This window comes from Paenibacillus sp. OAS669, from assembly GCF_014873645.1.
Taxonomy (GTDB): domain Bacteria; phylum Bacillota; class Bacilli; order Paenibacillales; family NBRC-103111; genus Paenibacillus_S; species Paenibacillus_S vulneris.
Map to the genome: position 1 here is coordinate 447,036 of NZ_JADBDR010000001.1, position 15,309 is coordinate 462,344.

A 15,309-nucleotide genomic window follows, 5' to 3' on the forward strand; every position below is an offset into this window, starting at 1 on the left:
GGGCGCATTCGGGCGTATTTGGTCTTATTTCCTTCATTTCCTATACCATGGATCATCGCCATAACAATCTTTTTCCATTTGGCATTCCTTAATGGGAGCTCACAAAGGGAATCAAGTGGACTTTTTCGGGAAAAATACGGCTCGTCCATCGGTGCTGCCCGTCCTGCAAGCCAAAGGAAAGACCTGCTCTAGTCAGTCTAAAACAATAAAAAAAGAAAGCGGCCATTTATAAACGGCTGCCTTCTTTTTCATTAAAGCTCTGTTTGTCTTACTTTGCGGGCTTGTTAGTAAAAGCCCTTATGGCCATTCTTCAGATGATGCAGCTCCCGAATCCTGGTATCCGATGTTACATTCGCCAACCGTTGCCGTTTTACCCTGGTTTGCTTAGTCCGGCGGATACTCCAGCACATTCAACTCATGAATGGACCAATAATTGCCCACGCTTCCTGTCTGTACGGCCTTGATATAGCGCGCTGTCTTCGCTTCCGGGAAACGGATCGTTAGCTTTTGCGCGCCGGCGCCTGCAGCAACGGCCGTCCCCCAATTCACCCCATCCGAGGATACGTAGACTTCATAGCCTCTCGGATAGTCGTAAGCACTTCCGGCAGCGTCCAATTCGAGGCCGTTGAAGATGTTCTGCGTACGCATATCCACCTGAAACCACTGCCCGCTTACCTGGTGTACCCCCGTATCCCACCGGGTAGCAAGATTACCGTCCAGTGCGCCCGCAGCCTTAGCTGGTTGATGGGATGCCGTAGCCGTCCAGCCGGTCCGTTCCAGCTTATAGACTCCTCCCGGTGAAGCGTAGGTCGCAGCCGTGACAGGCAGCGAATCCCGCGATTCGAGCCCTGCTGCCGTTTTGGCCTTGACCGTAAACGTATAGGACGTAGCCGGAGCCAAGCCGGATACCGTGTACGTCGTCCCCGTCACCGTCTGGCTGCTCACTTTCTCGGACCCCTTGTATACCTCGTATCCTGCGATAGCCGTATGCCCTATCGGCTCGCTCCAGCCAAGCCGGACTGAGGAAGCCGTCCTTCCAAGCACAGTCAGATTGGCAGGTGCTTGCGGAGGATTAGTCTCTGCGGCAGGCACGCCTTGAGCGAAGATATAGACGGGGTCGCCAGCGGGTCCGTCGCCGCTTCCGTTGAAGCCTGTGATCCGGTACGTGTAGAACACGCCGGGGCTGAGCCCTTCGTCGTGATAAGTCGTTCCCGTAACCGAGGCAGCTACAGTCTGCCAGGCGGCGCTTCCCCCGCTGCGCCGTTCTACCCGATAACCGGAGGCCAGCGGATCGGACGCCCAAGACAAGACAGCCGACGAGGCCGTAATCCGTGTCACGCCGAGGAATTGAACTGCTCCGGGTGCCGGCGGCGCCAGCTGAACCAGTTCATCTACAGCTGCGGTGAGACCTGCAATATCATTCGCTATGACATTTAGCGCCTGATATTCTCCGACAAAGGGCGAATTCGCCAGGCTAACCGCCGCGTGTCCCGGCTGAAGCCCGGTTCCCTGCTCCGGTAGCAAATAGCCTCGTGCCTGGTCCAGCAGCAGCACATTAGTGGATGATGTACCCAGCAGCACAAGATCGGAATCGATCGTGCTCCATTGCGGATATTTGTTGATCGATTGGTAGGTTTGCAGGCTCTTCACGACACCTCCGGGCTCAGCCAAGCCGAGCGATACGCTCCTGCCCTGCCGCGTATAATGCTGCGCAAGCCGGTCAGCCTGCGCCAACCAGACCGGATCAGCCTGCTGTGCCTTCGTCAGCGCGATCGTCAGCGGAACATCCGTCCGGGAACCGAAAGTGCGAATAGCTGCCGCCCGGTCCATCTTAACGGACGTTTCCGGCTCAGAGGCCGCAGGCTGTATGGTTACTTGCACGGTCGTCTCCAGGCCGCTCAGCAGTTCCTTTGCCTTCACATGATAGAGCCCGGGGACATCGGTGACATGCAGCGGCAGCTTGGCGGTCAAGCCGGTCGCCGTATATACCGTTGCGCTATCGCCGCTTGACGCGTTCGACACCGTCACCTCCACCGGGATGCCGGCCATGGCATCGGGATTGCGGATCGCCGTGAAAGCCTCGTAATACCCGGTACTGGACGGGGTGACTGTGATCTCCGGCGCAGTGACCTCGGCAGGGGGCAATGCATACCACTGGAACCCGTGCGATTGAAGGTCAACCTGTGCCGCCTCTGCAGAAGTGAGCTTCCGCCCTGCCCTAATATCATAAATCGGCCGTGACGTGCTCCACTGCAGCGCGGCCGTCTGGCCAACCAGATGCTGGCTTTCTCCGGCAGCAGGGTCATGCTGCTCGTTCAGAACGGTAACGTATTCCGTATCGCCCGCCCGGGCAGGAACGGCCCAAACGGTGGTGCTGCTCGAGGATGCCGCCGGTCTTGGCACAGCCGCCATCGCCGACCGCAGCTTGGCTATATTCGCCTCGTTACGGCTCAAGAGCAAATTCGTCTGGTCCGTATTGCTCTGAATCACGTAGGATGCAACCTGCATGCCCGTTCCGATAGCGCTTACCGGGGAGACGGATTCGTCGTCCTTCAGAATCAATCCGCCTTGATCGACGAAGCTCTGTAGTTCAGGAACGAGACCGTCATACCATCGCCAGCTTGCGTCGAATTCATTCAGCCCAACGAGCAGGATCGCCTTGATCGACGACGGAAGCCCGCGTTTTAACTCTTCCGGCGTAATGATTTTAGAAGGCCAACCTGCCGCATGCGTCAGGAACAAAGCTTCCGTGACCTTGCCTTCATGTGAGCCTTTCAGCAGTTGCGTTTCGGTCGGATGTTCACCCCCGACAACACCCCGCAGCAGCGCCTGATCGTTCACATACATAATACCGATTGACGGCGTAGGCTCCGTTATGGAATACACCCCGCCGTATTTGTGAATCCAGTCATACAGCTCCTTCTGCTCCGCAATCATCTGCGGGCGGGCCAGCGAGCCGCGGTCGTTGGGCAGCACATTGGTGCCGATCGCCTGTACGCCACGTGTTAGCGTCATCGCATATGACTTCTCCCGGTCGGCTTTGCCGAAGAACAGGGAGAAATCGTCCTGCAGCGCCCATGTCGTTTTATTCGGTGCATAGCTGCGCAGCTTGTCGACCAGCGAGACCAGATGCAGCGGCTTGGAGGAGCTTAGCTCGTTCCAGTCGTAAGCGCTCTGTACCGGCAATGATTCATGCATTTCCTTACCGGGAATGGTGGCCCACAGCCAGCCCCCGCGTCCGCCTACCCCGGGAGAGCTTCCGTAGGAACCCGTTGTCGTTATATAGGATGGCTTCACCTCGGCGGCTGCTTGAGCAAAATAGCCGTATCCCTTGAACGTATCGTTATACCGAGCGATATAATCCAGAAACGGTTTGCTGCCGCTGGCCCAATACTCATGGGACTTAAGCGTGTACTGCCCCTGCAAACTCGGGGCAATCGGCGTCGTCGGAGGCTCGCCCGCAGCAGATTGGAACGGCGTGAACGCCCGCCCCCAAGGCCGGTTCGGATTAGGCGGAGCCCAGTCCCAATACTGGGCATAAGCCGCATTGTCGGCACCCAGACTGATCCCGGCCAAATTCGGATAGCGGCTCAGCCGCTGCAGACCCAGCTGAAGCTCCCGGTACAGCGGAGCGTGAAAATCCGCGATGTAAGAACTGTAAAACGGCAGGTTCTGGCTGGCGGCGTCTACCACATCCCAATCCGTGCGCGGGATAATGCCCAGCTGAACACCACGGCGTGCAAGCGCCTGTGCCATATTCTCGTGGCTCTTGGCGCTGGAAGATTCGGAGAACGTGCCGAATTCAAAGACTCGATCATAGCCAGTGTCGCCGACATAGGCCGCATAGTCGTCGACCGTTCCAAGATCCTGATACGCTTGAGCAATGTCCCGGTGCTCCGAATGATAGAACCCGCCGGAGCTCATCCCATGGGGTAAATACACAAAGTTGATCGTCTCCGGAGAACGGGGTACCTCCGTTCCGAGATGCCGCGCAATGGAGCCTGTCTCCTGCTCATACTTCGGCGATGACGGCTTTGCCCCAGCCAGTGCCTGTACATCGGCATCCCACGCGCTCTGATGCGGAAACGTTTCAGGCGCTTCCACACTGGTAACCGTAAACTTCGGCCCCGTACCCGGTACCGTCTTGTTCAGCTTCAGCGGCACATCCTTAGGATGACCGGGAACCACCGGTGCCAGCCCGACGTCGAATGCCACCGGTCCCCGGCCGTCCACCCATAACTCGTAAGGCTTGCCCGTTTCATTTTGCGGCAGCAGCAGGGTTAGGGAATTAAGGGTTTGCGTCCCGCTATTGTAGATTTCTTTGCCGTCATTTTTCAATATGACGGATTGTACCGCTCCCGGAACGTCCCCGGTGATTTTGACCGGGAAGGTCCACAGCTCATAGTCCCAGGTCCATGAGCGGGCCGTCAGATCCGTGGTATACACGTTGGTCTGCCCCCATCGCCATGCAACTCCACGGAACCAATGATTTCCCGGCGAGAGTACATTGTCATAGGACTGCTGCACAATGGGCATGTTCGCGGGCTGCTGCTGCAGCAGGATCTCCGTCTTGTATTCCGCTCCGTCAGCGAATGGCTGTACCCTACGGATGGAGGAACCTTGGTTATCCTGAGGAAGAGCCAGCTCCATCTGAGGCCAATCCACCGCATCAGGCCCGCCCTTTCGCATCGCATTCTGATGAATCTTGGCATTTCCCTTGGTAAACAATCCGGTCGGAGTATCGAAACGGACCAGCCGCAGCGTTACGTATTTAGTCGGGGCAGTGAAGTCGCTGTCTTCAGCTGATCGTGTGATAATCGTATTGTTCATATCCGCCTGAACCTGGGGCTGGGACAGCGGGGCGGCATACATTCGAAGTGAGTCGATCGCTCCCCGGAAGCCGTATTTCACCATCGAACGGGTGGTGCTGTCGTAATGCCACTCGGTCCCGAGCAGTATGGGCAGATCATTGGGAAGCAGATCGGTAAATACGCTGCTTGCCGGTACCTGACCGACCAGCTTGCCGTTGACGTAAAGCCAGACCCCTTCGTACTTTTCAAAGACAGCCGCAACGTGCGACCATTGGCCGGCTATCAACTCGGGGGCCGCGAACGACCAGTTATACCATTTCTCCCCATAGTCGGAGCCAAAGTACAGCTTGTTCCCCTGAAGACCGAGGTAGAAGGTCGTTCCCTTCCAATTAGCATCCCTCTTGGATGCGATCGGCTGGTATCCATTCAGATCATCGGGCTTGACCCAAGCGGAGATCGTGAAAGCCGAGGAAACCCGGTTTAACAGGCCAGGCTTCGTAATCGTTGCCTGGTCGCTTCCGCTAAGGACAAGCGCCTGGCCTGCTCCCGGACGTCCAGGAGCATATGCAGCCGGAGCCTTCAGCAAGCCGGCATTCTCGGGCTGGGCCGGATTATGCGTATCCCAAATGGCAGTTGGGGCGGAAGCCTGGGGCTCCATTTCATACTTCGCGATCAGCGGGAGCTCCATCACCGGCAGTGTTGTGACCGATAGAGCGGCGGGAGCGGATTCATTGCCGTACAAATCACGGGCTTTGACCTCCAGCGAATATGACGAATTCGGATTCAGGCCCGTGAAGCGATAGGTTCGCACCGCCGCCGGAGTGGACGCTACCTTGGCGGAATTCAGGTACAGGTTATATCCCGCCACCCCGGTATCGTCGGTGGAAGCGTCCCAGACCGCGTCAAATTGGGTATCCATCAACTTCCTGACCGTTAAATTCCCTGGCGTTGTCGGCGGATTATAATCAGGATCGGGCACCCCGTACAGATTCAGCTCATGAATCGACCAATAGCTGCCACTCGATTTCGTCAGAGTAAGACGGAGGAACCGGGACGTCTGGGCCGGAAATATCGCACTGACGATAGCGGAATTTCCGGTAAATGTCCCGACGGGATCGCTCCAGTTCACGCCATCCTCGGATACGGACAGCTGAAATTCGCGCGGATAATCCCCGTTTGAACCGGTGGCGTCGAGCACCAGTTTGTTATACGACTTGCCTCCCGCTCCCGTATCTAGCTGCAGCCACATGCCGGGCGACTGGGCTGCCCCGCTCGTCCATCGGGTGGAAGGGGCGCCGTCCACAGCTAACGCTGTACTGCTTCCGCCATGTGAAGCACTGAGCTTCCATAAGGCCCGCTCCAGTGAGGCTTGCGTTGTAAGGCTTAACGGCGGGCTGGCCTCCGACCGGTTACCGGCCATATCCACTGCCAGAACTTGATAAGTGTAAGCTGTATGAGGAACCAGCCCCTTCAAGGTCAAAGCGGGCTGCCGCGTGAACCCCGCATATGCTGTCCCGGAATAACCTTCGTAGCCGAGTACTGCCACATTATCGGCGCTTAGGCTCCACGACAGCGAAGCTTCCGTGTCCGTAACCGAGTTCACTGTTAAAGCGGTTGGAATTGTAGGCGCTTCCAAATCTTCCGTTTGCGAACCGAACAGCTTCAAATTCTGAATCGACCAGTAGCTTCCGACGCTTTTGGTCAGCGTGATCCGCAGGTAACGGGCCGTCTGATCCGGAAACTCGACTTGAGTCAGTGCACTGCCGTTACCGGATGCAATCGGGCTGCTCCAAGTCAGACCGTCGTCGGATACGCTCAACGAGTATCCCCGAGGATAGTCTCCACTGAAGCCCGTCGAATCCAGTACCAGCTTATGGTAGGACTTTGCCCCAGGTCCGGTATCGACCTGAAACCACATGCCCGGCACCTGAGCCGTGCCGCTGCTCCATCGCGAAGAGGATAGCGGATCGACCGCTTGACGGGGCGCTCCCCCTCCGTTGTTATGCGAAGCGCTAACGGTCCACAACGCACGGTCGAGCTCCTCGAGATTGACAACGATCGGGGTGCTGTCGGCAGAGCTATTCCCTGCTGCATCCTTCGCTCTCACGGTGAACGCATAATCCGTTCCGGGAATTAAGCCGTCCGCTTGGTACAGCGGGGCGCCGCTTGCGCTCCCCAGCAGCACGCCGTCCCGATATACGTCATAGCCGGTCACACCCGAAGAGTCAGACGGGGGCGACCAAGTCAGCTGCACCGAGGTATCGGTGCGCCAGACGGACTCTACGTTAGTCGGAATCCCCGGCGCCTGCGTGCCTGCCCCCAGAGCCGGGACCGATTGAAGCGGCAGCAGACCGGCAATCAGCATCCCTGCCAGCCACATTGCCATTATGCGATGCATGGATTTCCACATTCTTTCCTCTCTCCTTTCATCGACTTTTTAATGATCCAGCCCAGTCATTAGCGGCCTCGCTTGGAAGCCAAGCCGCATCACCTCCTTTCTGCCATAACCGGCGGGGAGCAGCATGAACCATGAGACGCTTCTTATCCCTTTACAGCTCCTATCAGTACGCCTTTCACAAAGTACTTCTGAAGGAACGGGTATACCACAAGCAGCGGAATCAGCATAACCATAATCCCTGCCGATCGGATCGACTCCGGCGTCAGCATCTGATCGGCCTCCTGTGGCTGCACATTGTTCAGGTTCTGCAGCAGCGACTGGTTGGCGACCATATTCTGCACCAGTACAGCGAGATTGAACTTGGATGAATCATGGATGTTGATCAGCACGCTCTGGAAGGAATTCCAGTAGCCGACACCGTAGAACAGCGTCAACGTCGCAAGAACCGGCAGCGACAACGGCAGCACAATCTGCCAGAGCAGCCGCCACTCGCTGCAGCCGTCAATCTGGGCGGCCTCATTCATTTCTTCAGGAATTTGTTCAAAGAAGGACTTGAGCACGAGCATGTTATAAGCGCTGACCAGCCCCGGCAGCCACAGCGCCCAGTACGTGTCTACGATTCCAAGCGCCCGGTTGACAAGAAAGGCAGGAATCGCCTGGATACCGAACAGCATCGTGAAAACGATCCCCAATGTAAAAAACCGCCGGGCGTAGAAATAGCTCTTGGACAACGGATAGGCCGCCAAAACGGTAAACAGCATACTGAACAGGACCCCAAGGCCGGTAATGACCAGACTGTTGCGGAACGTGCGCATAATTGGCGTGCCGTCGATCAGCATCTTGTAGGATTCCAGCGAGAAGCCTACAGGCCAAATGCCGACTCGGCCAGCTGCGACGGCCTCGTATTCGCTGAGAGAGATCGCCGCCAGATTCAGAAGAGGGATCAGACAGCTCATCCCGGCAATAAACAGCAAAGTGTTATTGATCGCATAAAACCATTTTTCACTGCGCGAAAGTCTCATGACCTTCCTCCCTTCTTACCACATCAGAATATTTAAGTTCTTTACAGCGATAAAGTGCGTACGAACAGCATTCTGATTGGCGATAAAAACTACCTTGACCGCGGTCGAACATCCATGAAAGGGTGTCGATAGACATTTTTTTCACCACAACGCTTGGTCGAACAGCTTGGCCAAACGATTGGCCCCCACCACCAGGACGAGACCGATGACGGCTTCGAACAGTCCCATTGCCGTCGTCATACTGTACAGCCCGCCTTGAATCCCGACGGTATAAATATAAGTGCTGATGACGTTGGACACATCTGATACAACCGCATTCTGCAGATTGTATACCTGATCGAAGCCGACCTCCATGACATTGCCCATAGAAATGATGAGCATCAGGGTCATGACAGGCATAATCCCCGGCAGCGTTACGTACCCGATCTGCTTGAGCTTGCTCGCCCCGTCGATACTCGCCGCCTCATACAGCGAAGGGTCGATGGAGCTTATGGCCGCCAGATAGATGATGGCCGAAAATCCGGCTTCCTTCCAAATGCCGGAGCCGAAGAAGATCGCTAGCCAGGAACCGGTCTGGTACAGGAAATTGACCGGTTCGCCGCCGAAGTACCTGATAACCGCATTCAAGGCGCCTGCCTGGGATCCAAAAAGCATGACGGCGATTCCCCCGACAATTACCCAGGAGAAGAAGTGAGGCAAATACAGCAGCGTCTGCACAGAGCGTTTGAACCATGCCTTGCGCACCTCGTTCAGCATGACCGCAATCAGAATCGGGAAAGGGAAGCCAATGACGATTTTAAGGAGACTTAGGATGAATGTGTTACGAATGATGGCGATGGACTGCGGGTTGGAAAACATCATCCGGTAATAATCCAGTCCCGCCCAAGGGCTTCCCCAGATGCCTTGCATCAGATTGTAATGCTTGAAGGCGATAATATTGCCCAACATAGGCACATAGCGGAATACGATGAAGAATACGATGACCGGCGCAAACATCATCAGCAGCGGCACATTACGCCGGAATCTGCTGCGGCCTTGTGTCCGCAGTACTCCGCCCACAGCCGAAGCATTGGCCTGCTGGCCGGTGAGGCTCACGCCACCTTCTATTGCCCTTTCCTTAGTTTTCATGACAGCTCCTCCTCATGGTTTCCTATCCTTTAATGGCTTTGTATTCTGGCCGAGGATGAAATCGGGCCCGTTCGGCAGCCGACCGGACCCGTTCCCCCTCCCTATTATTTATTGGCGTACAGTTTCGCGGCATCCTCACCAAACTGATACAGGTCCTTCAGCAGGAAGGCGTTAGCCTTGTTCGTTTCGTACCACTTGGCGTAGAATTCGTCGACTCGCAGACCGCCCGACTTCTCCCAGACGCTCTTGGCATCCTTCTCGGCCTGGTCCGGGGTATAGTTGCCGCCGCTCACGACCGCCTTCATCCACATGTCCTTCATCTGCTGCTCCGTGTTTTTCACGATCAATGCCAGATCCTGCGGCAGGACAGGGAGATATTCCGGCTTGAGCGTCGGAATCTGGCGCTCCTTGCTCACATAAGCCTGATTCGCCTTAATCGCGAGCTCGCGCAGCGACTTCTGCGTCTCCGTATCCTGCGGACGCTGTTCCACGAACGAGCACTTGCCCAGCAGAAGCACGGAGGACATCATCCGCAGATCAGAGGTGTAGGAGATTTCCTTCTTGTTCTTCTCCGCGTCCAGCGGCTTGGGGCATCCCGCCTCGTCCTTGCTCCAATGAATGCCTTCCTCACCGCTCTCCAGCGTGCGTGCCGTCTCCGGTTTGATCATGAAATCAATATATTGCATGACCGCCTTGGGATCCTTCGCTCCCGCATTGATTGCACCGACCATTTGAATCGGGCTGCCGATGACCGGACTGAACTGGCCAAACTGGGATTTGGGTAAAGGGAGGATTGCCAATTTCGCGCCGGGGTCGTTTTTCTTCAGCGCATCGTAATCCTTGTCCGCGATCTCCTGATATAAGTACATGCCTAGCTTGCCGGATAAGAAATCCTGCTTGGCCTTCTCGCCGTTTTTGTCCGTGAGAAAGTCCTTATCCACGATCCCCGCGTCGAACAGCTGCTTTTGGAAGGCGGTCGCCGCCTTCAGCCGGTCCCATTCATGAACAAAGGTATCGCCCTCGAAGCGCCACTGCACCTCGCCGAAGCCGAACATATGCTGAATGATCGACATGCCGTTGCCGCTAAGATTCAAGCCGAACGTATCGACCTTGCCGTTACCGTCCGGATCCTGGGCGGCGAACGCTTTCGCCACCTGCAGAAACTCCTCCGACGTTTGCGGCATCTTGAGATTCAGCTTCTGCAGCCAGTCCTCGCGGATGTAGATCCGATGCCCTGCCATCAGCGGGGTGACCTTGCCGATTTCATACAGCTTACCGTCATCCTTGGTACCGAGCTTCTTCAGCTGCGGGAATTGCTTCATCAGGTCCTTGTATGTGGTGCTGTACTTGTCGATCACCTCATCCAGCGGCATGAGCAGTCTCTGCGAGTACCATTGATTCCGGTAGCCCGTATCGTACTCCAGGATCAGGTCGGGTGCGCCGCCGGTCGCGAACAGCGCATTAAACTTCTGAAGCGACTCCCAGCGCGGCACTGTTATATATTTCACATCGACGGGACCGTTTTTATTCACCCATTCCGTCCAGCGGTTTTTGTCCCAGTTGCCCTCCTCCGGCGGAATATTGTTGCGTTCATACATCGAGACGGTAATGCTTCCCCGTTTATCGGGGGCGGAGCCCTTCTCTCCCTCCTTGGAGGAAGGCGTCTGTTCCGCGCTGCATCCTGCGACTACAACGCCGGCCAGCGCCATGGCGGTCATGCCCGCTCTAATGAACTGTCCTTGTCTCTTGATCATTGAATCATGCTCCCCTCGGTTGACGTGATTTCCATGCGGCTCGTTGCCCTGATTGCAGAATACCTCATGGCTGCATTTTTCAGCAATGGATATGATTCTTAGGGCTAACCGATTATCCAAAAACGCGGAATGAACCAAATTCCAACGATGAACCGAATAGCAAAAAGCCCGTCGTGACGGGCTTTGATAAGATTCTGAGTCTCGGAAGCGACAATTCTATTTGGCGATAAAAACCTCCGCTATTCGCGGTCGCACCTCTAAGAGAAAGCATCGTTAGACGTTTTTATCATAGTTTTTGCGGTAATCGCCCGGTGTGGTCCCCATCACCTTTTTAAAGGCGCGGATATACGAAATATCATGGAGGTAGCCGACCTCCGCCGCGATTTGCTTGAGCGACAGGGAAGTTTCCTCGAGAAGCCGGCGGCTTTGAGCGATCCGGACGCCCACCAGATAATCGACCAGCTTCTCGCCAAAAGTTTCCTTGAACAGCCGGCTTATGTATTTGCCGTTGAGACCGAATTTATCGCAGAGCTGATTCAGGGAGAGGTTGGGATCGGCATATTCACGGTCAATGTAGCTTTTGACTTCCAAGATCAGCTTGTAATGACTGCGGTTCTCCTGCTGCTCCCGCAGTTTGCCGCTAAGGTCTTCGAGGATGGCAGTGAACCGCCCCTCCATTTCCCCGCTCCAGTCGAATGTATCGCGCAATTCGCCAAGCTTCCCGACCGTCTCGTTCCTCCATATCTCCTGAGCGCCCTCCGGAAGCTCGACCATTTCCCGATACAAATGATCGATGAAGGCATTCAGCACCTGCACAAGCTCCTCTCTAGGCAGCCGCTGAGTCCGAAGCTCGCGAAATACAGACTGAACCATGTCCCTCCATTCGTCGTCTCCCGTACGGAAGGCTCGGGCGAAGTTGCGGATCAGCTGGAGGTAGCGGTAGGTCTCGCCCTCATTGAAATCCGCATCGCGGTAAGAAATAACGCGGCTCAAACCAAGGCTCACCTTGAAGCCCAGCGCCTGCAGCGACTGCGCATAGGATTCCGTTACGTGCAGCGTGTCGTCCACGGAAGCGCCAAGACCGGCCGTTACCGTAAATTCCAAATTGGCCTTCACCCAGGCTTGTACTTCGTCCGCAATCTGCCGTACCCGTTCCTCCGCCTCCTCCCCCTCGCGTATGCAAGCATACAGGGCGGCCAGCTGCTGCTGAGCGGTCCATTCCGTCCATACCGTCACCCGATGCGTCTCCGCCAGCTCCTTGATGACGCTGTTCAGCACGAATTTCAGCAGAAACAAGTCCCGCTGGGAATAATTGGACTGCACCGAGGCATATTTGTCGATTTCATACGTCACGACAACCAGCGTGCGAAACTCCCCCTGCAGACCGAAGCGTTCCGTTTCCCTGTCCCATTCTTCACGGCCGATGGGTCGGCTCCCCTCCAGCAGCTCCATGAAAAAATGCCGGCTTCGGTAGACGGAGTCCTCTTCATGCATTTTCTGATACGTATTGGACTGATCGATTAAGCTGTCCAACGCTTGTTCGATAAATTTGAACTCGTCTTGTCCGCTGCGCGATAACTTGGAGCTGCGGTTTGCGGAATAGTGTTGAATGCGATCTATAATCGATTCCAGCGGCCTATAGTTCCGCCGGGTGACATACGTCATCCAAACGGTACCTACGACCACCACGACCAGACCCGCCGCAATCCATACGTACGAAAATATCGATACATATCGCATCATATTGTCGTCATGTACACCGCCGGTATAAGACCAGCCGGTGTAGTCGGAGCTGAGCCTGGACAGCGTTGTCCCGGGCAGCTGTCCGTCGCCGTCCGCCGGACCTGCTATGACATTGCCGTTCGCATCGCGTATTTCGATGAAGCTGCCGGAGCCTGTCAGCTCCGCAAGCCGCTTACCTATCTTGGCCAGGCTGATGTTGACAACGACTAAGCCCTGGCCGCCTTGAAGCAGCGGGTACTTGCGTACCATGGATACGACAGAGACCGGAAACCGTTCCTGGCCCTGAAACTCCATATAGGTGCGAGGGCCGGACAGCTCATAGAGCGATCCCCGCTCCTCCCTGCTGGATGCAAACTCCCGGTCTCCGAACTGTTCCAGAGGGATGAATGTATTGGGGCTGAGCACCATGTGATCCGTGAAACGGTACAAATAGATAGAATCAATCAGATTATCGATTCCTTCCATCTGATGAATCCGCTTCGATATTTCGTAATTGTCAAAGTAAGAAATGGCGCCCTGGCCCTGGAAGAACCCGCTGAGCTTCTCATCGGATTCCAGCTCTTTGATGAGAGCGCTATCCATTTCCTTGAGCGAATAGTCGATTAATTGCATGAGATGCCGCACGAGCTGCTGGTTACTGTTTGCCGTTTCCCGTTGGGACATCTGGCTCAGCAGCATGAAGGTAACCACAATGAGAATCGAGGTGAGGCTGAAGAATATGGGGAAATATGAGAACAGTAAACGATAAAACCAGGACTTCTTCATGTTGTCCTCCTTCGGGACTTGGAGATAACCAGAATAAGGGGGAAATGCCTATGAGGCGAAATCCCTATGGCACGAATGATAACACGTGATATCTCTGACTGTAAAGAAGCCGGTAAGAAGGTAATGAGTTCTCCCGAAATCACTCTATCGCTCAGATATAAAAATGGATATAATCTTCAGGCGCTCCCCGTCACCTCGTCGCCTTCCCGATGCAGACGAAGACGCGAAAGCTTGCTGCCTCCAAATTAACACCTGCATTAACAACCATTTTCTTATCTCAGCCCGGCCGATTGATATTGGAAACTAAATCGATCGGCGCTTTAAAAATCTCATTTTCCTTTTTTTATCGCACCATTATAACGGGACGGGCTGCTGCTGAAATGTTGCTACCTGTAACGAAGATTAAGGCACCCACATGGGGTGCCTCATAGAGATACGGAGATCTTTTTTATCAATGCCACGTTTATATCGCGGAGGCTTGCCGGCTGAGAAATCGTCGAACAGAAGCATCTGTACTTAATCCGATAGCACGGCTATATGCAGAACGGGCAGCTTCTTTTCGATTCATCTGCTTGTACAGATGACCGGCAAGCGCCCAATACGGCTGATAATTCACCACTTCTTCAGATGGAATAGCTTCCAGCAAGGTAATGCCCCGCTCTGGCCCATAAGCCTCCGCGACCGCTGCAGCTCGCCCGACTAAAGCGCCCAGTGTTGGGTACATACGAATGAGGCCCTCGTATAACTGAGCAATCGCCTCCCACTCTGTATGCCCAGTCCATAAACGCTGAGCATGCACCGATTGAATCGCGGCCATGAGTTGAAAGTGACCGATTCCACCAGCTTGCGAAGCGGTATGGAGAAAACGCTCCGCCTCCATGACCAAGCCTTGTTCCCATCGCGTACATTTTTGCTCGGAGAGGGGAACATAGTTCCCCTCGTCATCATATCGTGCCTCGCGGCGCGCCTCACAGTGCAGCATTAGCGCCAGCAGACCATAAACCTCCGGTTCGCGGGGGGCAAATTGGAGAAGCAGCTTTCCCAGGTAAATCGCCTCCTCCGCCAAGCTCCTGCGTGGTGAATCGGCAATAGCTGCCTCGTCCCACCCGCTCCCGTAAGCAGCATAAATGGCTTCCAGAACGGAATCGAGACGATTCGGGATCTCTTCCGCACCAGGCATTTCAAATACGAGGCGTTCGGCACGGATTTTTGCTTTTGCCCGTGTAAGTCGCTGGCTCATAGTTGAGGGCTTGATAATAAATGCTGACGCAATTCTAGCTGCATCGATTCCCAGCACTGTCTGCAGCATAAGGGGTGTACGCATCACTGGATCAATTGCCGGGTGAGTACAAAGAAACATCATCCTTAGGCGTTCGTCCGGAAAAGCAGCGTTTGAAGAAGTTAGACGCTGCGTATCCTCGGACATGGCAAGGAGTGTCGGCAGAGCACTTTCGGAGATACGTGTACGACGGGCACGGTCGATAAGCCTCCTTCGGGCGGCCGTAACCAGCCATGCCTCAGGCTTATCGGGTATGCCGATCTTGGGCCAAGTTTCTAACGCGGCGAGAAAAGCATCTCCAACGGCATCCTCGACAGCCTGCAGATCCCGCCAATTTACTACCAAATAGGAGAGCAATCGACCATAAGCAGCACGTGCCGTTTCTTCAATGATCAGATGAGTTTCCATA

6 protein-coding genes are annotated in these 15,309 nt (G+C 55.3%); all 6 read right to left on the reverse strand.

The genetic code is table 11. The features are described 5' to 3' along the window. Nucleotides 1–384 precede the first annotated feature (384 nt). Nucleotides 385–7,221 carry a fibronectin type III domain-containing protein gene (locus GGC63_RS01635; protein ID WP_192700849.1) on the reverse strand — a complete coding sequence of 2,279 codons (6,837 nt, stop codon included), beginning with the start codon at nt 7,219–7,221 and terminating at the stop codon, nt 385–387. 131 nt (nt 7,222–7,352) lie between these two features. Then, nucleotides 7,353–8,231: a carbohydrate ABC transporter permease gene (locus tag GGC63_RS01640; protein WP_192700850.1), complete on the reverse strand. Its 879-nt coding sequence runs from the start codon at nt 8,229–8,231 to the stop codon at nt 7,353–7,355. Between the two features lie 141 nt (nt 8,232–8,372). Continuing rightward, the gene (locus tag GGC63_RS01645) at nt 8,373–9,359 is read right to left on the reverse strand and encodes an ABC transporter permease (protein WP_192700851.1); all 987 of its coding nucleotides are present in this window, start codon (nt 9,357–9,359) and stop codon (nt 8,373–8,375) included. A 104-nt stretch (nt 9,360–9,463) separates the two neighbouring features. Further along, on the reverse strand, nt 9,464–11,113 hold the full coding sequence (locus GGC63_RS01650) for an extracellular solute-binding protein (RefSeq protein ID WP_192700852.1): 1,650 nt from the start codon (nt 11,111–11,113) through the stop codon (nt 9,464–9,466). A gap of 273 nt (nt 11,114–11,386) precedes the next feature. Then, nucleotides 11,387–13,621, reverse strand: coding sequence for an AraC family transcriptional regulator (locus GGC63_RS01655; protein ID WP_192700853.1), 2,235 nt, complete (start codon nt 13,619–13,621; stop codon nt 11,387–11,389). A gap of 463 nt (nt 13,622–14,084) precedes the next feature. Further along, entirely contained in the window at nt 14,085–15,308 is a 1,224-nt protein-coding gene (locus tag GGC63_RS01660) for an RNA polymerase sigma factor (protein WP_192700854.1), read from the reverse strand. Nucleotide 15,309: the final 1 nt, after the last annotated feature.